Here is an 18,724-nt window from a genome sequence, read left to right on the forward strand (position 1 = left end):
GTTGAACTATGACAAAATAAACGAGCTAAAAAGAGAGCTGGATGTCCTTAGACCTTTACCGGCAGCAGCTGTACGGAATTTAGAGGAGGTTTATCGTATTGAATGGACTTACAATTCAAATGCGATAGAAGGAAATACATTAACTCTATTGGAAACGAAGCTGGTTTTGGAAGAGGGTCTAACGATAGGGGGCAAGAAGCTGCGTGAGCACTTTGAAGTTATTAATCATTCGGAAGCAATCAGTTACGTGCAGGACATTGTAAGCCGAAATATGAACCTCACAGAATCTGTGATTAAATCCATTCATCACCTTGTCCTGAAAAACATCGATGATGAGAATGCGGGCCGTTATAGGACAATTAATGTTAGAATTTCAGGCTCACAGCATGAACCTTCACATTTTACAGTGGTACAAGAAAAGATGGAAAGTTTATTACGTTGGTATGATAAGCATGAAGGTGTTATACATCCTGTGGAATTGGCGGCTAAGTTTCATTTTCAGTTCGTATATATCCATCCTTTTTCGGATGGCAACGGAAGAACGGCGCGGTTAATTATGAATTTAATATTAATGAAATTTGGCTTTCCTCCTGCAATCGTAAAAGCATCAGCTGGTGATCGTCTGAGATATTACGAGACTCTTGAGGAAGCCAGCGTAAATAATAATTTAGATGGCTTTATTCAGATTATCGTAGAATGTGTAGAGGATAGTTTGAAAAAATATATTCAAACCGTTAAATGAATACGAAAAATAACTAATTTCGCTTGCAGCGTAGCTATAAACCCAGGTGAAGCTCCATGAAGATAGAATCGATGAATAGGCGTTCCGGCATAGCGTTCGAATTAGTGGAAACGCACCAGGCTCCGCTCCCCAGTCTATGTTTCTCGATTACGATAAGCGATAACGAATACAGCGGCGCGAACCCGCAGGTGTGGGTAGAGGCTCGAGATTTACACGCCTTTATTTCTGCCGTTAAGAAAATAAATCTAGAGCGCCAAGGTTCAGCGACGCTTGAAGGGATGAGCCCTCAGGAATTTCAACTTACGCTTCAAAGCGTGAACCGAAAAGGGGATTTCGTTCTGGACTATTCGCTGTCCAAGCATGTCTATCTCGACTATTCATCAACGAAGCGTGCCGTTTCTGGAGCTTTTGATATAAACCCGTCAGATCTGGAGAGGATCGCGAAATCCTTTTCCGCACTCGTTTCCATTTAGGCTCTGCAGCATCGGCTGCAGGGTTTTTTTTTTTCCTGCGGTTGACAAAAACGCTCCATCCCCTTAAATTGAATATTAATTCATAATTATGTATAAATATTCAAACGGGGGGGTGAAACGATGAACCATTTTATATCGTTAAAAGAATACGATGCGGACACGCTTCTTTCCATCATAGAGCAGGGAATCGCGGTGAAGAACAGCCCGGAACGCTTTTACCATGCAGCCGAGCGAAAAGGACTGCTCATGCTTTTTCAGAAAACATCGACAAGGACCAATCTTTCCTTTCAATCCGGCATAAACCAAATGGGCGGTTACGCGGTTGTGATGGACTGGGATGCCAGCAACTTCAGCCTTTCTCCCATTCAATATGAAGCGCGATATGCTTCGAGAAATAGCGATGTGATCATGGCTAGACTCAAGAAGCACTCGGATGTGCTCGAACTAGCTAAATACTCCAAGGTACCTGTCATCAATGGCTGCTGTGAAAAATATCATCCATGCCAAGCATTAGCGGATCTCATGACCATTTATGAGGTTGCTGGAACGTTTAAGGGAATTACGCTCACGTATGTCGGCATTCATAACAATGTAGCCAATTCCTTGGTTGCGGGCTGCATGACGCTGGGAGTTAAGCTTCTTTTGGTTACGCCGATCATCAATCCCCCATCCTGGGATGAGGAGCTCATGCAGCAGGCATATCGCAGCGGATTCATAGAGCAGGCAGACAGTCTAACAGAAGCGGCGGCGCGATCGGATTTTGTCTACACGGACACTTGGATCGATATGGAGTTTTACCATGACAATCACTATCAAGAAGAGAAAAACCGGCGGTTAGAGAAAATGCTGCCCTTTCAATTGAATCGCAGCAACCTCGCGGGACACACGCCCTATATCATGCATGATATGCCTATTCATCCCGGCTTTGAGATCGCAGCGGAGCTTGTGGAATCGGAGCGCTCCATTATTTATCAGCAGGCGGAGAACCGAATGCATGCCCAGAAAGCTTTGCTGCTTCATTTGCTTACCTAGAGCTTAACCCGTCCACTGCTTAACGCGAGGCGAGTTTGCAGCCATGTACTCACTGACGTAAACAAGAGGCAGCGCATGCGGCTGCCTCTTGTTCGCGTTGCCCAACCACATTCGCTCCGAATGGTGCATCGCATCATCATCTGCGGCGTGCCGGTTACGCAGCGTTTAACATAGCTTGCAAATGGGTATATACGAAAAAAGCGAGATCGAAGTGAACGGCGCTTCTAGAAGGCGGTGAAAGTATGGAAAAGAAAATCAAAGCAGGCATTATCGGAACCGGTTTTATCGGACCCGCGCATCTCGAGGCTGTACGCAGGCTTGAATTCGTAGAAGTCATTGCTGTGGCCCGGCGAGGCCAAGAACGTGCTGACCAAAAAGCGGAGGAGCTTGGCGTGCCGCTTGCCTACGGCGATTATAGGGAAATGCTCCGCAATCCGGACATTGATGTCATACACAACTGTACGCCGAATCATCTTCATGTTCAGATTAACCGTGAAATCATCGAGGCCGGCAAGCATGTGCTGTCGGAGAAGCCGTTGGCAATGTCGAGCGACGAATCAAGAGAATTGCTGGCATTGGCACGCAAGCACGGTGTCGTGCACGGCGTTAATTTTAACTATCGCCAGTTTCCGATGATGAAGCAGCTGTCGGAGATGGTAAAGCAGAATGAACTGGGCAGGATCAACATGGTGCATGGCAGCTATCTCCAGGATTGGCTGCTTTACGAAACGGATTACAATTGGCGGTTGGAGGAAAAGACCGGCGGCCGCTCGCGGGCTGTCGCGGATATCGGATCGCATTGGTGTGATACTGTCCAATATGTGACGGGCAAGAAGATCTCGCAAGTGTTCGCCGATTTATGGACCGTCCATCCCAATCGCAAAAAGCCCGTATCCCATGCGGATACATTCAGCGGAAGCGATGAGGATCAGGCAGACGAGGAGTACGAGGACATTCCTATCCATACGGAGGATTATGCATCGGTGCTTATCCGCTTCGATGATGGCAGCAAGGGATCCTTTACGGTTTCTCAAGTTAGTGCCGGCCGGAAAAACGCGCTTAGCTTTGAATTGAACGGCACCTGCAAATCCGCCTATTGGAAGCAGGAGGAGCCGGCCAAGCTGTGGATTGGCCACCGCGATCGCTCGAATGAGTTATTGATGGCCGATCCGGCTTTGTTTCTCAAAAAAGCGAGACCGTCAATCCATCATCCGGGCGGGCATACGGAAGGCTGGCCGGATTCGGTGAAAAATATGATGCTGAAATATTACACCTTCATACGAGAAGGCAAAGATCCTCTCAAGGATAAGGCGAATTTCGCGACCTTCGAAGACGGGCATGTATCCATGTGCATAATGGAAGCAATCCTAAAGAGCCATAAAGAAGAGCGGTGGGTTCAAGTCCAAGAGTAAATGCAGTTTATAAAAAGAGCTCTCTTGTCCATTCCGGACAGGAGAGCTCTTTTTTGCGCTTATGGCGTATCGCCGGTAGCCATGATTTGGAGTATGCGCGCCATCGTATCGTTAAAATCAACGCCGTCGTGATTCCAAACGATTTCATCGGCATGCTCCGTATAGGCGCTGCTTAATTCGACCTGCTCCGCTTTTTGGATTCGGTTTACCGTTTCTTCCGTCAGGCTTCCTCTAAGCGTGAGCCTTCTCGTGATGGTTTCGATGTCAGCGCCTATGTATACGGCAACGGTCCCGCTGTACAGCTGCTTGAGGGCGAGCACGCCGGCCAAATCCAGAACAATATGGGCCTTGCCGTCGTGACGCAGCACTTCTTCGATGCTGGATTTTAACGTGCCGTAATAGTTCCCATTATATTGGGTCCACTCGATAAACGATCCGGCTTCAAGTTCATGCTCGAATTGCGCGGCCGTCATGAAAATATAATGGACCCCACTTTCCTCATGCGGCCTCGGGGACCTTGTCGTAGCGGTAATGATTTTTGGGTAGCCGCTGTTTGCCAGCTCTTTTTGAATTTCGGACTTTCCTGACGCGGACGGTCCATAAAATGCGAATATATTTCCCAAGGCGCTAGCTCTCCTTTATTATCTCTTCAATATCTACTTACAATAATGACCCTATATTGCTAAAATGGCTCTAAACGAATTCAGCTGGGAGCGAGCCTATGATTCTGACTAATCATCCTTTTAATCCATTCTATAATGAAAAAGATATCGAGCGGCATATCAATACGGAAAACGCGAAGCAGCGGGTTTCGATTCGGGATGACTTCGAGCGCGATTTCGGCAGGGTCATCCATTCGGCGGCGTTTCGCCGTTTGCAATCCAAGACGCAGGTAATCGGCATCAACGAAGGGGATTTTCATCGGACGCGCCTCACCCATTCCATTGAAGTATCTCAAATTGCCAGAGGAATTGCCACAACGTTAAATGAAAAAAACATGATCTTTAAAGAGAGCGAGAGCAAAATAGATATCTCCCTTATTGAAGCTGCCGCTTTGGCCCATGATCTCGGCCATCCGCCGTTTGGGCATCAAGGCGAGCGTGCGTTGAACAAATGCATGAGGGCCTTTGATCTTAATTTTGAAGGGAATGCGCATACGTTTCGGCTTTTGACCAGCAGAGAGGAGGACAGGGAAGCGGGACTTGATCTAACCAGGGCTTCTTTATTGTCCATTCTCAAATATCCGGCCAGCATGAAGCGGGTAAATAATCCGGCTGTGACGGGCAAACCGCCCAAAAGCAGCATTTTTGAAGAGGATGAGCCGGTGTTTGAATGGGTGCTTGAAGCTTTTTCGCCCGAGGAGAAAGCCTATTTCATACAAATATCCGAGCCGCAGGACGGAAAGCACAAGAAAACGCTGAATAAGACCTTTGAATGCTCCATTATTGAGCTGGCCGACGATATCGCCTATGCAACCTATGATCTGGAGGATGCCTTTAAGCTGAATTTGATCAAAAGGGATGAACTATGCGAGGTGGTCGAGCGTCATAAATCGATTTCATCGGAACGTATTGCCGAGTCGCTGCGGATTTTCTTGGACAAGGCCAGTGATAAAAACAAGCAGACAAAACGTTTCTTCGCTGATTTAGTATCCGGCTTCATCCATGAAATCACGATAAAGGATGTGCAGCCGGGCTTTTCTTCTAATAGACTTCGATATAAGGCGGTCATCGCCGAGGAAGCGATGCAGCTGCTGGAGGATTTGAAAACCCTCGTCGTGGATCATGTCATTTTCTCGCAAAAGGTACAAACCTTCGAATGGCGCGGAGGCAAAATGATCGAGAAGCTGTTCGATGCGATGCTGAATGATAAAAATCTGCTGCCGGAAGATGAGAAGGGAAGCTGGAGTAAAACCTCGGACGAGCGGAATGCACGGTTAGTTTGCGATTATATCGCCGGCATGACGGATACTTATGCGTTGAAAATGTATTCGCGTTTGTTTGAAGCGTCCGGCGGCCGTCTTTTCGATATCTAGCCTAGCCTATCGCGGAGATTCCTCTATTATGCGTTCTTATGGAATAGAAGCTTCAAGTGGTGAAGCTTCTATGTTGTATCAGCAGTAATATAGGGATTTTTAAACTTTTATTATTTAATTTTAAAAAACACTTGCATTACTAGTCTTGTCCATGGTATATTCTTATTCCGGCCAAGAAACACACCGGAACGAAAGAAAAAAGATTGCTCTTTGAAAACTGAACAACGAGTAATAACTGCCCTTACGATCCTAACGGATCGTTAGAAAAGCGATAAAAGTAATGAGCATTTCAAACACCAATTTGGAGAGTTTGATCCTGGCTCAGGACGAACGCTGGCGGCGTGCCTAATACATGCAAGTCGAGCGGATCTTGTCCTTCGGGACAAGGTTAGCGGCGGACGGGTGAGTAACACGTGGGTAACCTGCCTGTAAGACTGGGATAACATTCGGAAACGAATGCTAATACCGGATACGCAGCTTGGTCGCATGACCGGGCTGGGAAAGATGGAGCAATCTATCACTTATAGATGGACCCGCGGCGCATTAGCTAGTTGGTGAGGTAACGGCTCACCAAGGCGACGATGCGTAGCCGACCTGAGAGGGTGATCGGCCACACTGGGACTGAGACACGGCCCAGACTCCTACGGGAGGCAGCAGTAGGGAATCTTCCGCAATGGACGAAAGTCTGACGGAGCAACGCCGCGTGAGTGATGAAGGTTTTCGGATCGTAAAGCTCTGTTGCCAGGGAAGAATGCTTGGGAGAGTAACTGCTCCCAAGGTGACGGTACCTGAGAAGAAAGCCCCGGCTAACTACGTGCCAGCAGCCGCGGTAATACGTAGGGGGCAAGCGTTGTCCGGAATTATTGGGCGTAAAGCGCGCGCAGGCGGCCTTGTAAGTCTGTTGTTTAAACTTGGGGCTCAACCCCAAGTCGCAATGGAAACTGCAAAGCTTGAGTGCAGAAGAGGAAAGTGGAATTCCACGTGTAGCGGTGAAATGCGTAGAGATGTGGAGGAACACCAGTGGCGAAGGCGACTTTCTGGGCTGTAACTGACGCTGAGGCGCGAAAGCGTGGGGAGCAAACAGGATTAGATACCCTGGTAGTCCACGCCGTAAACGATGAATGCTAGGTGTTAGGGGTTTCAATACCCTTGGTGCCGAAGTTAACACATTAAGCATTCCGCCTGGGGAGTACGGTCGCAAGACTGAAACTCAAAGGAATTGACGGGGACCCGCACAAGCAGTGGAGTATGTGGTTTAATTCGAAGCAACGCGAAGAACCTTACCAGGTCTTGACATCCCTTTGACCGCTCTAGAGATAGGGCTTTCCTTCGGGACAGAGGAGACAGGTGGTGCATGGTTGTCGTCAGCTCGTGTCGTGAGATGTTGGGTTAAGTCCCGCAACGAGCGCAACCCTTGATCTTAGTTGCCAGCACATCATGGTGGGCACTCTAGGATGACTGCCGGTGACAAACCGGAGGAAGGTGGGGATGACGTCAAATCATCATGCCCCTTATGACCTGGGCTACACACGTACTACAATGGCCGATACAACGGGAAGCGAAACCGCGAGGTGGAGCCAATCCTATCAAAGTCGGTCTCAGTTCGGATTGCAGGCTGCAACTCGCCTGCATGAAGTCGGAATTGCTAGTAATCGCGGATCAGCATGCCGCGGTGAATACGTTCCCGGGTCTTGTACACACCGCCCGTCACACCACGAGAGTTTACAACACCCGAAGCCGGTGGGGTAACCCGCAAGGGAGCTAGCCGTCGAAGGTGGGGTAGATGATTGGGGTGAAGTCGTAACAAGGTAGCCGTATCGGAAGGTGCGGCTGGATCACCTCCTTTCTAAGGAAATACCCGGACCCGATGAGGTTCGGATAAACTTGGCAGTTTATCGCTTACTCGTTGTCAGTTTTGAAAGATTAATCCTCTTTCAAGTTAAGTCATGTCATCCGTTTGGTGGCGATGGCGGAGGGGAACCACGCGTTCCCATACCGAACACGACCGTTAAGCCCTCCAGCGCCAATGGTACTTAGACCGCAGGGTCTTGGGAGAGTAGGACGTCGCCAAGCAGGTGTTTATTTACACCTTTGCAGCAGCCGAAAGGCTCCGCTGTGATTTACTTTGCACCTTGAAAACTGGATAACGAAAGAAAAGAATTGCTGAAACATCCTTTAAGCTGTTTTTATTGTTAGCGAAAGGTGTTCGAGATTGCAGCGACTTTTACAGACTTTATTTCTACCTCTAACGGGGTTGTTGTTCAAAGAAATCAAGCTGTAACGGAGCGCAAGCCGAATCACCCGAGCAAATGGTTAAGCTAGTAAGAGCGCACGGAGGATGCCTAGGCACCAGGAGCCGAAGAAGGACGTGGCGAACAACGATACCGCCCCGGGGAGCCGTAAGCAGGCATTGATCCGAGGATTTCCGAATGGGGAAACCCAGCTGTCGTAATGGACAGTTACTACTAACTGAATACATAGGTTAGTAAGAGGCATACCAGGGGAACTGAAACATCTAAGTACCCTGAGGAAGAGAAAACAATAGTGATTCCGTCAGTAGCGGCGAGCGAACGCGGATTAGCCCAAACCAAGGAGCTTGCTCCTTGGGGTTGTAGGACGTCTCACATGGAGTTACAAAGGTGTTTGGTAGGCGAAGAGGTCTGGAAAGGCCCGCCAGAGCAGGTAAAAGCCCTGTAACCGAAAGCAAGCACCCTCCGAGACGGATCCTGAGTACGGCGGGACACGTGAAACCCCGTCGGAATCCGGCAGGACCATCTGCCAAGGCTAAATACTCCCTGGTGACCGATAGTGAAGCAGTACCGTGAGGGAAAGGTGAAAAGCACCGCGGAAGCGGAGTGAAAAAGAACCTGAAACCGTGCGCTTACAAAAAGTCAGAGCCCGTTAAATGGGTGATGGCGTGCCTTTTGTAGAATGAACCGGCGAGTTACGATCACGTGCAAGGTTAAGTCGGGAAGACGGAGCCGTAGCGAAAGCGAGTCTGAATAGGGCGAATAAGTACGTGGTCGTAGACCCGAAACCGTGTGATCTACCCCTGTCCAGGGTGAAGGTGCGGTAACACGCACTGGAGGCCCGAACCCACGCACGTTGAAAAGTGCGGGGATGAGGTGGGGGTAGCGGAGAAATTCCAATCGAACTCGGAGATAGCTGGTTCTCCCCGAAATAGCTTTAGGGCTAGCCTCGAGGAATGAGCGTCGTGGAGGTAGAGCACTGATTGGGTGCGGGGCCCGCCAAGGGTTACCAAGTCCAGTCAAACTCCGAATGCCATAGACGTGCTACTCGGGAGTCAGACAGTGAGTGCTAAGATCCATTGTCAAGAGGGAAACAGCCCAGATCATCAGCTAAGGTCCCCAAGTGTGTGTTAAGTGGGAAAGGATGTGGAGTTGCAAAGACAACCAGGATGTTGGCTTAGAAGCAGCCACCATTTAAAGAGTGCGTAATAGCTCACTGGTCGAGTGACTCTGCGCCGAAAATGTAACGGGGCTAAACACACCACCGAAGCTATGACATGTACCTTTATGGTACTTGGGTAGGGGAGCGTTGAATACGGATTGAAGTTGGACCGTGAGGACTGGTGGACTGTATTCAAGTGAGAATGCCGGTATGAGTAACGAAAAGACAAGTGAGAATCTTGTCCGCCGAAAGCCTAAGGGTTCCTGAGGAAGGCTCGTCCTCTCAGGGTAAGTCGGGACCTAACGCGAGGCCGAAAGGCGTAGTGGATGGACAACAGGTTGAAATTCCTGTACCACCGTAAACCGTTATGAGCAATGGGGTGACACAGAAGGGCAGTGACGCGGGCTGATGGAATAGCCCGTCCAAGCAGTGAGGCTAGTGTGTAGGCAAATCCGCACACTATTAGGCTGGGCTGTGATGGGGAGCGAAAATTATAGTAGCGAAGGTCATGTACTCCGGCTGTCAAGAAAAGCCTCTAGCCAGGTGAAGGTGCCCGTACCGCAAACCGACACAGGTAGGCGAGCAGAGCATGCTAAGGCGCGCGGAAGAACTCTCGTTAAGGAACTCGGCAAAATGACCCCGTAACTTCGGGAGAAGGGGTGCCTCGGTAGGGTTTATAGCCCGAGGGGGCCGCAGTGAAAAGGCCCAAGCGACTGTTTAGCAAAAACACAGGTCTGTGCGAAGCCGTAAGGCGAAGTATACGGGCTGACGCCTGCCCGGTGCTGGAAGGTTAAGGGGAGCGGTTAGGGGTAACCCGAAGCTGTGAACCGAAGCCCCAGTAAACGGCGGCCGTAACTATAACGGTCCTAAGGTAGCGAAATTCCTTGTCAGGTAAATTCTGACCCGCACGAATGGCGTAACGACTTGGGCGCTGTCTCAACGAGAGATCCGGTGAAATTTTAATACCTGTGAAGATGCAGGTTACCCGCGACAAGACGGAAAGACCCCATGGAGCTTTACTGTAACTTGATATTGGACTTTGGTACGATCTGTACAGGATAGGTGGGAGCCTGAGAAGCATGAGCGCCAGCTTGTGTGGAGGCGACGTTGGGATACCACCCTGATCGTATCGGAGTTCTAACCTGCTGCCGTGAAACCGGCAGAGGGACCGTGTCAGGTGGACAGTTTGACTGGGGCGGTCGCCTCCTAAAATGTAACGGAGGCGCCCAAAGGTTCCCTCAGAATGGTTGGAAATCATTCGAAGAGTGCAAAGGCATAAGGGAGCTTGACTGCGAGACCTACAAGTCGAGCAGGGACGAAAGTCGGGCTTAGTGATCCGGTGGTACCGAATGGAAGGGCCATCGCTCAACGGATAAAAGCTACCCTGGGGATAACAGGCTTATCTCCCCCAAGAGTCCACATCGACGGGGAGGTTTGGCACCTCGATGTCGGCTCATCGCATCCTGGGGCTGAAGTAGGTCCCAAGGGTTGGGCTGTTCGCCCATTAAAGCGGTACGCGAGCTGGGTTCAGAACGTCGTGAGACAGTTCGGTCCCTATCTGTCGCGGGCGCAGGAAATTTGAGAGGAGCTGTCCTTAGTACGAGAGGACCGGGATGGACGTACCGCTGGTGTACCAGTTGTTCCGCCAGGAGCACCGCTGGGTAGCCAAGTACGGACGGGATAAGCGCTGAAAGCATCTAAGCGTGAAGCCCCCCTCAAGATGAGATTTCCCAGTATGTAAGACCCCTTGAAGACGACGAGGTTGATAGGTTCGGGGTGGAAGCACAGCAATGTGTGCAGCTGACGAATACTAATCGGTCGAGGGCTTATCCTAAAAAGTTTGAGAAGCAAACTTACATCGTAAGCATACGCTTAAGTTTGCCCCGGACCCATACATCCGGCAGACAGCAGCTAAAAAGGTTTCAGCAAACCTAATCTTTCGTATCCAGTTTTCAAGGCGCAAATGCTTCATATGTGCCAAGAAACAACCCCACAGCTTGTGGGTTTTATTGTTTTCGCGGAGGCTTAGCTCAGCTGGGAGAGCATCTGCCTTACAAGCAGAGGGTCGGCGGTTCGATCCCGTCAGCCTCCACCATTTATTTCATCGGAAGCCATTGTTCATCATGAACAATGCTTTTTTTATTTTCAGCGACAAATATATCGTTTTTTTCTAATTATACGCAGCCGGGCTTGTCGAAAATTCGGATTGACTTGCTTCGAAGGGAACAATAAACTAGGAGTATTAAGGAGTTAAAGGATATCCACTTATTTTATCCTATTAATTGTAAGCGCTATCAACTAACCACATGAATCTAGAGGGTGAAATCCATTGAGCCATACAAAAACGATCGGTGTGTTGAGCCCCATTTTGGACGGTTTTTATTTTGGGAATATTATAAAAAGCATTTCGCAAAAAGCGCGGGAGCATAACGCTAAGGTCATTGTGATTGGAACATCTGCATGTCACTACTCAGAATTGTATGCTTCGGACTATGTGGATGGCTGGATTGTCATCATGGATGCGGTAGATAACCGCTATATCAATAGTTTAAAGGAGCTTGGCAAACCGATTGTAGGGATTAATACCTGGCTGGACGTTGATTATATCGTATCGATGAATAATAGTGAAATGATGGATGAGGCGGTTGCCCATTTAGTCGGACATGGCCATCAGCGAATCGCTTACGTGGGGGATATCTATTTTTACGATGCTGAGAAGCGATACGAGGGATATTTATCAGCAATGAAGAAGAACTCGCTCAGCCCGGAGCCGGATTGGTTTTATAATATCCATAGGCAGAGTACGCTGGAAATCGCCATAGCAATGGCAGATGAGGGCTTGCCTTATACAGCGGTTCTAACGGTAAATGATTTGATTGCGATTGAACTCATTAATCACTTTAAAGATCTGAACATACGGGTTCCGGAAGACATTGCAATAATGGGCGTGGATGATGTTCCGATGGCAAAATCGATTAGGCCGTCCCTGTCTACGTTTTTATTGCCGGTCAATGATATGGGTTTTATTGCGGCCGAGATCTTAATAGAGGGCTGGGAAGGACGCCGGAGTTTTTCGAAAATCAATTATGTTTCCGCATCTTCGGTTTTTCGGGAAAGCTGCGGCTGCGGGCTCCGGCAAGTGGCACCGATCGTGGACGATCCGTCTGAAACGATTCAATATTTATCAAACATGGTGTCCCGTAATTTTAATTTGGGCTTGCTGATGCAATCCTTTAATTATCAAGAAACGACAGAGATGAGCTGGCTTAGTCATACGCCTTTCCAGAAAGGTTTTGTCGCGCTGCAGGATCGTGACCATTCCGCTGCCATGATGATCCATAGCTTTGATTTATCGCTGGTTGAACGGCCTAAAGATGAACTTACCTACAATTCCGCCGCGGAATTCCCGCCTGTCTCCAAGCTGCATGACGATGCTTTTATGGGAGAAGAGAATATTATTGTCGTTGTACCCATTGTTCTTGATGCGGATGAGCTGGGAGCGCTGGCCTTAGTGGGGCTTGGAGATACTTCGACACAATTATATCCCTTTAACACCACCTATCAGCTGGCGAACTTTTTTGCTTCTGCGCTGCGAAGAGAATCTATGAATGCGGAGATGCAGTCCTATGCCAAGCAGCTCGAAATCATATCTAATATTACGAATGACGGCATTTGGGAAATGAATGCCGTATCGAAGGAGTTTTATTGCCGGGGCGGCATTTACAAGATTCTCGGGTATTCCGCGGAACAGCTGTCAGGCGACATCTCGAGGGTTGCAGGGCTCATCCACCCGGATGATCTGCTTCTTGCGGAATCAAGCATGCATCATCATATTCAAACGGGAAGTCCCTTCAATTTGGAATGCCGTGTTCAACATTCTGATGGGGATTATATATGGATGCATCTCACCGGGCATGCCCAGTTTGATAATTACGGGAAGTTGATAAGGCTGCTCGGGTCGATTAAAGATATATCGGAGAGAAAAAACGCCGAGGAAAGAATCAGTCAATTAGCTTATGAGGACACGCTGACCGGACTTGCCAACCGTCTGTATTTTGAACAACATTTAGTAGAATGCATAAGCAAGGCCGAATTGGAAAATACGAAGGTCGCCGTGCTCTTGTTCGATCTGGACCGCTTCAAATTGATTAATGACAGCTACGGCCATCATGCGGGAGACCGATTGCTTCAATACGTCGCGCATAAAGTTCGTTCGATATCCAAGAAAGAATATATTGCTGCCCGGATGGGAGGCGATGAGTTCGTCATCGTCATGCCGGATATCGCCAGCGTAGATGAGGCGCTGGCCTTCGGAGCCAAGGTCGTGAACGGCTGGAGCGAGCCTTACTATGACGGGGTAAGGGAATACTATATTTCATGCAGCATCGGCATTAGCCTGTACCCGGATAACGGCAGCGATGTAGAAACAATTATGAAGCATGCTGATATCGCTATGTATAATGCGAAAGCGATGGGGCGAAATCGCCTCCAATTGTATACGTCGGAAATCAATGATATCCATGTGGACCGCTTAAGCATGGAAAACCATTTGCGGAAAGCTTTAAAGCGAAACGAGCTGGTCGTGTACTACCAGCCTCAATACAGCATACATACGGGTGAAATATATGGTCTGGAAGCGCTTGTTCGTTGGAATTCACCCAAATTCGGTTTCGTGCAGCCTCTGGATTTTATCCCCCTTGCCGAAGAAACGGGATTAATCATCCCAATCGGAGAGTGGGTGCTGCGGGAGGCGTGTAAGATAAATCGGGTTAGGGAGCAGCAAGGCCTGGCGGCGCTTAAAATTTCGGTTAATATTTCGGCGAGGCAGCTTACGCAAAGTGATTTTGTACCGGGCATCAGAAAAATATTGGAGGAAACCGGAGCGGATCCGAAGAAATTATGCCTGGAAATTACCGAAAGTATCATGTTAAAGGATGTCGCGTACAGCAAAATGATTTTGGAAGAGCTTCTTCAGTTAGGCGTCAGCCTATCCATGGATGATTTCGGAACAGGATATTCCTCGCTATCGCTGCTCAAAAACCTGCCCATACAAATTTTGAAGATCGATAAATCCTTTATAAGCGACATCAATGCCAGCGTTGAAAACAGTGCGATCGTACAAGCCATCATTACGCTATCGCATATCATGTCGATTGAGGTAGTAGCGGAGGGCGTCGAAACGGAGGAGCAGATGGAATTGCTGCGTGAGCTGCAAGTAGATTGCATTCAAGGTTATTATATTAGCAGGCCAATGCCGTACGAAGCTTTGGAGCTTTCCCGTTAAACGAAGAAATCATGTGAGCATAAAAAAGGGCTGCCTCGTTTATCCCATATAAGGATAAGGGGACAGCCCTTCTTTTCTATATCTATAGCTTGAATTTATCGACGATCGTAGAGAGCTCCTCTGCGGTCTGGGACAGATGAGCGGCAGAAGCCGCTATTTGCTCCATCAACGCCAGCTGTTGTTCTACCGAGGAGGAAACGTTCTGCGTGCCTCCGGAATTCTCGCCCGCGATGTGAATCGCATGGTTGACCGATTCTGCCATGAGCGAGGCCTGTCCTGCAATTTCGGTTGTAATGGAGCGCAGCGTGCTGCTCATCTCGGATAGAGGGGAGACTGCCTGCAAAATGCCTTTAAAGTTGCGGTCCGTTTCTTGAACGACCTTAATGCCTTTGCCCACCTCCGAGACGGTCTTGTCCATCGACGAAACGGCTCCTAATGCAGCATCTTGAATTTGCGCGATGATGGATTTTATGGACCCCGATCGCTTTAGTGGCTTGCTCGGCGCTCGCGCTTAATTGCTGCGAAGAAGAGGCAAGCGCAAGGGCAGTTGCGTTAATATTGCCCATACTGTGATGAATGCTAGCAGCCATACTGTTGAAGCTCCTGCTCAGCTTGCCAAGCTCATCATTCCCCATCAACGGAATACGCGCTGACAAGTCGCCGCTGCTTATCGTTTCTGCTGTCCCTACCATAAGCCGAAGCGATTTGAATAAGCCGCTCAAAATGAGATAGATAAGCGCTCCGGCTACGACTATTGAGATGCTGACGACCAGAAGCGTTTGGTTCAGGATCGGCATCGCTTGCTCGGTAAACTCGCTCGTGTACAGCGTTCCGCTAATCCTCCAGCCTGTCAGCGTATTGGTCGTGTATGTCATCATTTTGGATTTGCCTTCGAGCGAATAATCGAATTTTCCATCGTCTGCCGCGAACATTCGATCTACCCAATCGCCTTCAGCAAGCTCTCCAGCCGCAAGCGAGGGATGATAAACCGCTTTATGGTCATTGTCCAAAATGACAGCGTTTCCGGATTCGCCGATTTGAACGGCATCAGCCAGCGCGGTCAGTTCCTCGATTTTTACCTCCGATCGAATGACTCCGCTCCCATCGGATACCGCTTTCGAGATACCGATGACAAATTCCCCGGTTACAGCAGAAACATAAGGTGCCGATACGATCGTACCTGAGCTTTCAATGGCGGATAAATACCAGTCCGAAGTGAGATGGTTTCCGTCCTGCGCCCATGGCGTTCCTTTCACGTTGCGGTAATAACCTGATTTTCCGCCGAATTCCAAGTTGGATATCATCGGGTGTGTCCGGTAGAAAGGATCTAAAATTTTGCTTTACAGCGTTTGCGATGGTCCCGTGTATACGGTTTCATTAATAAGCGAAGCTAAATAATCGGTATTTGCAGATTCAGCAGTGGTGTACTGCGTGATAACAGAGCTTAAGAGCTGTACGTTTTGTTCTGCACCGTTTATCACCTGATTGGAAACCTCGTCTTTGGATGTCTTGTAGGAGAGAGTGCTGATGAGCAATGCGGGTCCCAATAGAATAATCGCAAAAGTGATGACTAGTTTACTTCGGAGCGAGAGCTTACCCTCGAATCGTTTCTTGTTTGCAAGGACGTGATGGCTCAGATTGACTTTGTTTAACATAAATCCCCCTCAGTTCTTTTGATGTTAATATAATAGTTAATAAATTTATCGATTGACAGCAGCAGCCATCAGTTGATAAAATTCACTTTAACATGAATTAATGAATAAATATATAAACAATTGAATGGTTTTAAGAAAAGCTTTTAACAACTCGTGGAGGAATTGAGATGAATCATCCGAGAAAACCGCCAGAGCAGCGACTGTTTGATCCGAAAACCTTTGAGGATGAGACGACTTGGAAAACGTTGAATACGCATGATCCCGGCATATTCAAAGACGGGGAGAACTATTACTCGTTTTCTACGGACGCGATGTATCGGGAAGAGGAAAGACCGCCTTTTCGCGGGGGCGTACAAGTAAGACGGTCGAAGGATTTGGTGGATTGGGAATGGATAGGCCATGCGTTTGACGGCGTGCCGAAGCAAGCGAAGGAATGGACCGGAGCCGACGGGCTGTGGGCGCCTGATGTGATTAAGGTGAACGACACCTACTTGCTTTATTATTGTGCTTCAAGGTTTGGAACACGCCAATCCTTTATTGGTGCGGCTTCGGCGCGAAGTCCGGAAGGCCCGTGGACAGACTTAGGCGAGATCATGAAGACGGCGGAAGGCGATGATCTTGAGGTTAACGCAATTGATCCTAATGTTCTTTTTGACAGAGAAGGGCGTTTGTGGATGGTCTATGGCTCTTTTTTCGGGGGCATTTATATCCTGGAGCTTGATCGGCAGACGGGAAAACCGCTGGCAGGCGGAACGGGAACGCTCTTAGCACGCCGCGACCGAAACATAAGGGACGGCGCAATTGAGGGGCCTTATATCGTTTATCACCCGCAACATGATTATTATTATTTGTTCGTCTCTTATGATTCGCTCTTCTCCAACTACAATGTGCGGGCAGCGCGGTCCCGGTCGATCACCGGCCCTTATACGGATTACCTGGACCAACCGATGACGGATACGCAGCATGCCGAGCCGTCCCGAATCGGGGTCAAATTGTTGGGGGGCTACCGTTTCGGCACTGGAGCAGGATGGCTGGCTCCAGGCCATAATTCCGTTCTGGAGGACAATGGCGTTTACTATATGGTGCATCATGCCCGAGAAGAAAATAACAAAAGCTGTTTCCATCTTCATGTCCGGGAAATGAGCTGGACGAAGGAAGGATGGCCGCTTGTATCACCAGAGCGGTATGCGGGAGAGCCGCCGCGTATCATTTCCCCATCGGAGATAGCTGGGAATTGGGAGTGGATTATCCATGATCCGGATACGGATTCGATCGTTGAGGCTATCCCAAATTCGCTGTTAGCAGACGGAAGCTTAAGCGGACCTGCCGAAGGGCAATCATGGCGCAACGTCGATCAGGAAATAATCGAGCTTCGGCTTTCCTATCCTTGGTTTGGCGGGGAAACGTGTAAGCTTATGTCTTGCAGAGGATCAATCCAGCCTGCATGGGATTGGGAAATGGAACGCACAACACTGGTGTACTCCGGTCTTACGGAAAACGGAATAGCGGTATGGGGCAAGAAGATTAGCAGTTTGGAAGCATACTAACAACTTATTTTATAATAAAGGGGTCTTCATCTTATGATAAGCAAACAAGCAGCGACAGCGCAGCAGTTCTCGAATCCGGTTATTCCTCAGCGGGCAGATCCGTGGGTCTACAAGCATACCGACGGCTATTATTATTTTACGGCATCCGTTCCTGAGTATGACCGTCTTGAAGTAAGAAGAGCAAAGACGATTGGGGAGCTCGGCTCGGCGGAGCCGGTCGTTGTATGGAGAAAATACGATACAGGTCCAATGAGCGCAAACATTTGGGCGCCGGAAATCCATTTTGTCGGAGGCAAATGGTATATCTATTTTGCGGCAGCAAGAACGACTGAAACCGTTGATGGATTGTTTGATCATCGGATGTTCGTCCTTGAGAACGAATCCGCTAATCCGCTTGAGGGTAATTGGACGGAAAAAGGGCAAATTATAGCAAATTGGGAGTCGTTCTCGCTGGATGCTACGTCATTCGAGCATGGGGGGATTCAGTATCTGGTTTGGGCGCAGCAGGACCCGGCCATAGCAGGCAACTCCAATTTGTATATTGCGCAAATGAGCAACCCTTGGACGATTAGCGGGAAGCAGGTTATGATTGCAACTCCCGAATACGATTGGGAAAAAATAGGGTTTCTTGTCAATGAGGGAGCTGCCGTACTGAAACGGAACGGGAAAATCTTCATTAGCTTCTCGGCAAGCGCCACGGATCATAATTACTGCATGGGTCTGCTCACAGCTGAGGCGACGAGTGATTTGCTTGACCCGGCATCTTGGACGAAAACAGCGGAGCCCGTGTTCCAAACCAATGAAGCAAATGGCCAATATGGGCCTGGCCACAACAGCTTTACGGTAAGCCCGGACGGGGAACAAGACATTCTTGTTTATCATGCACGCAACTACAAAGAAATTGAGGGAGATCCTCTCTATGATCCGAATCGTCATACCCGTGCGCAGGTATTTGGCTGGCATGCTGACGGTACTCCGGATTTCGGTATTCCTGTTGCGGACGCAGCGGCAGGTATAGAATAGGGGAGCGGTTGTTTGTTCTTATGTTAATGACATCTGGTTTTCATAGTTAATAATCTATCGGTTGATTAAAAAAGAGCTGATCCAGCTGTTAATCTATGAAAAACCAGGTG

General features: G+C 48.8%; 12 protein-coding genes, 1 tRNA gene and 3 rRNA genes. 12 read left to right on the forward strand and 4 right to left on the reverse strand.

The window, feature by feature from the left end:
• Position 1 precedes the first annotated feature (1 nt).
• From ACN6MW_RS18530 to ACN6MW_RS18545, 4 genes are all read left to right on the forward strand, one after another.
• Positions 2 to 742 carry a Fic family protein gene (locus ACN6MW_RS18530; protein ID WP_419871535.1) on the forward strand — a complete coding sequence of 247 codons (741 nt, stop codon included), beginning with the start codon at positions 2 to 4 and terminating at the stop codon, positions 740 to 742.
• Positions 743 to 798: 56 nt separating this feature from the next.
• Positions 799 to 1,215, forward strand: coding sequence for a WapI family immunity protein (locus ACN6MW_RS18535; protein ID WP_419871536.1), 417 nt, complete (start codon positions 799 to 801; stop codon positions 1,213 to 1,215).
• 120 nt (positions 1,216 to 1,335) lie between these two features.
• Positions 1,336 to 2,247: an ornithine carbamoyltransferase gene (locus ACN6MW_RS18540; protein ID WP_419871537.1), complete on the forward strand. Its 912-nt coding sequence runs from the start codon at positions 1,336 to 1,338 to the stop codon at positions 2,245 to 2,247.
• A gap of 242 nt (positions 2,248 to 2,489) precedes the next feature.
• Entirely contained in the window at positions 2,490 to 3,659 is a 1,170-nt protein-coding gene (locus tag ACN6MW_RS18545) for a Gfo/Idh/MocA family protein (protein WP_419871538.1), read from the forward strand.
• Positions 3,660 to 3,718: 59 nt separating this feature from the next.
• Here ACN6MW_RS18545 and ACN6MW_RS18550 read toward each other — a convergent pair whose 3' ends face one another.
• The gene (locus ACN6MW_RS18550) at positions 3,719 to 4,282 is read right to left on the reverse strand and encodes a guanylate kinase (protein ID WP_419871539.1); all 564 of its coding nucleotides are present in this window, start codon (positions 4,280 to 4,282) and stop codon (positions 3,719 to 3,721) included.
• Positions 4,283 to 4,380: 98 nt separating this feature from the next.
• Between ACN6MW_RS18550 and ACN6MW_RS18555 the strand changes: the two genes are divergently transcribed.
• The 6 genes from ACN6MW_RS18555 to ACN6MW_RS18580 all read left to right on the forward strand — a co-directional run bounded on the left by ACN6MW_RS18555 (position 4,381) and on the right by ACN6MW_RS18580 (position 14,389).
• Positions 4,381 to 5,694: an anti-phage deoxyguanosine triphosphatase gene (locus ACN6MW_RS18555; protein WP_419871540.1), complete on the forward strand. Its 1,314-nt coding sequence runs from the start codon at positions 4,381 to 4,383 to the stop codon at positions 5,692 to 5,694.
• 298 nt (positions 5,695 to 5,992) lie between these two features.
• Positions 5,993 to 7,540 (forward strand): 16S ribosomal RNA (locus ACN6MW_RS18560).
• 110 nt (positions 7,541 to 7,650) lie between these two features.
• Positions 7,651 to 7,767 (forward strand): 5S ribosomal RNA (gene rrf / locus ACN6MW_RS18565).
• Positions 7,768 to 8,005: 238 nt separating this feature from the next.
• Positions 8,006 to 10,939: ribosomal RNA gene (locus ACN6MW_RS18570) — 23S ribosomal RNA — on the forward strand.
• The 16S, 23S and 5S rRNA genes sit together here with 1 tRNA gene alongside, the layout of an rRNA operon.
• Before the next feature lie 185 nt (positions 10,940 to 11,124).
• Positions 11,125 to 11,200: transfer RNA gene (locus ACN6MW_RS18575), tRNA-Val, on the forward strand.
• Positions 11,201 to 11,434: 234 nt separating this feature from the next.
• Positions 11,435 to 14,389 (forward strand): EAL domain-containing protein, encoded by a 2,955-nt coding sequence (locus ACN6MW_RS18580; RefSeq protein ID WP_419871541.1) that lies wholly within the window; start codon positions 11,435 to 11,437, stop codon positions 14,387 to 14,389.
• Between the two features lie 82 nt (positions 14,390 to 14,471).
• On the opposite strand, the gene ACN6MW_RS18585 is transcribed toward ACN6MW_RS18580, so the two are convergent.
• From ACN6MW_RS18585 to ACN6MW_RS18595, 3 genes are read right to left on the reverse strand one after another with little or no spacing between them, the layout of a single operon-like run.
• Positions 14,472 to 14,807, reverse strand: coding sequence for a hypothetical protein (locus tag ACN6MW_RS18585; protein WP_419871542.1), 336 nt, complete (start codon positions 14,805 to 14,807; stop codon positions 14,472 to 14,474).
• Complete coding sequence (locus ACN6MW_RS18590) at positions 14,770 to 15,693, reverse strand: HAMP domain-containing protein (RefSeq protein WP_419871543.1); 924 nt, start codon at positions 15,691 to 15,693, stop codon at positions 14,770 to 14,772. The genes ACN6MW_RS18585 and ACN6MW_RS18590 overlap by 38 nt, the downstream gene beginning before the upstream one ends.
• A 36-nt stretch (positions 15,694 to 15,729) precedes the next feature.
• The gene (locus ACN6MW_RS18595; RefSeq protein ID WP_419871544.1) at positions 15,730 to 16,044 is read right to left on the reverse strand and encodes a hypothetical protein; all 315 of its coding nucleotides are present in this window, start codon (positions 16,042 to 16,044) and stop codon (positions 15,730 to 15,732) included.
• Between the two features lie 167 nt (positions 16,045 to 16,211).
• Between ACN6MW_RS18595 and ACN6MW_RS18600 the strand changes: the two genes are divergently transcribed.
• Together ACN6MW_RS18600 and ACN6MW_RS18605 are read left to right on the forward strand one after the other, a co-directional pair.
• Positions 16,212 to 17,591 (forward strand): arabinan endo-1,5-alpha-L-arabinosidase, encoded by a 1,380-nt coding sequence (locus ACN6MW_RS18600; protein ID WP_419871545.1) that lies wholly within the window; start codon positions 16,212 to 16,214, stop codon positions 17,589 to 17,591.
• 33 nt (positions 17,592 to 17,624) lie between these two features.
• Positions 17,625 to 18,614, forward strand: a complete 990-nt coding sequence (locus ACN6MW_RS18605) for a family 43 glycosylhydrolase (protein WP_419871546.1) — start codon at positions 17,625 to 17,627, stop codon at positions 18,612 to 18,614.
• Positions 18,615 to 18,724 lie beyond the last annotated feature (110 nt).

It is taken from the genome of Pristimantibacillus sp. PTI5 (assembly GCF_048572955.1).
In the GTDB taxonomy this organism is placed as follows: domain Bacteria; phylum Bacillota; class Bacilli; order Paenibacillales; family Paenibacillaceae; genus Pristimantibacillus.

Excerpts from the sequence above, each read along its gene's own strand:
- ACN6MW_RS18585 (WP_419871542.1), bottom strand. The coding sequence starts at position 14,807 with ATGGACAAGACCGTCTCGGAGGTGGGCAAAGGCATTAAGGTCGTTCAA.
- ACN6MW_RS18590 (WP_419871543.1), bottom strand. The coding sequence starts at position 15,693 with ATGATATCCAACTTGGAATTCGGCGGAAAATCAGGTTATTACCGCAAC.
- ACN6MW_RS18540 (WP_419871537.1), top strand. The coding sequence starts at position 1,336 with ATGAACCATTTTATATCGTTAAAAGAATACGATGCGGACACGCTTCTT.
- ACN6MW_RS18595 (WP_419871544.1), bottom strand. The coding sequence starts at position 16,044 with ATGTTAAACAAAGTCAATCTGAGCCATCACGTCCTTGCAAACAAGAAA.
- ACN6MW_RS18600 (WP_419871545.1), top strand. The coding sequence starts at position 16,212 with ATGAATCATCCGAGAAAACCGCCAGAGCAGCGACTGTTTGATCCGAAA.
- ACN6MW_RS18555 (WP_419871540.1), top strand. The coding sequence starts at position 4,381 with ATGATTCTGACTAATCATCCTTTTAATCCATTCTATAATGAAAAAGAT.
- ACN6MW_RS18605 (WP_419871546.1), top strand. The coding sequence starts at position 17,625 with ATGATAAGCAAACAAGCAGCGACAGCGCAGCAGTTCTCGAATCCGGTT.
- ACN6MW_RS18535 (WP_419871536.1), top strand. The coding sequence starts at position 799 with ATGAAGATAGAATCGATGAATAGGCGTTCCGGCATAGCGTTCGAATTA.
- ACN6MW_RS18545 (WP_419871538.1), top strand. The coding sequence starts at position 2,490 with ATGGAAAAGAAAATCAAAGCAGGCATTATCGGAACCGGTTTTATCGGA.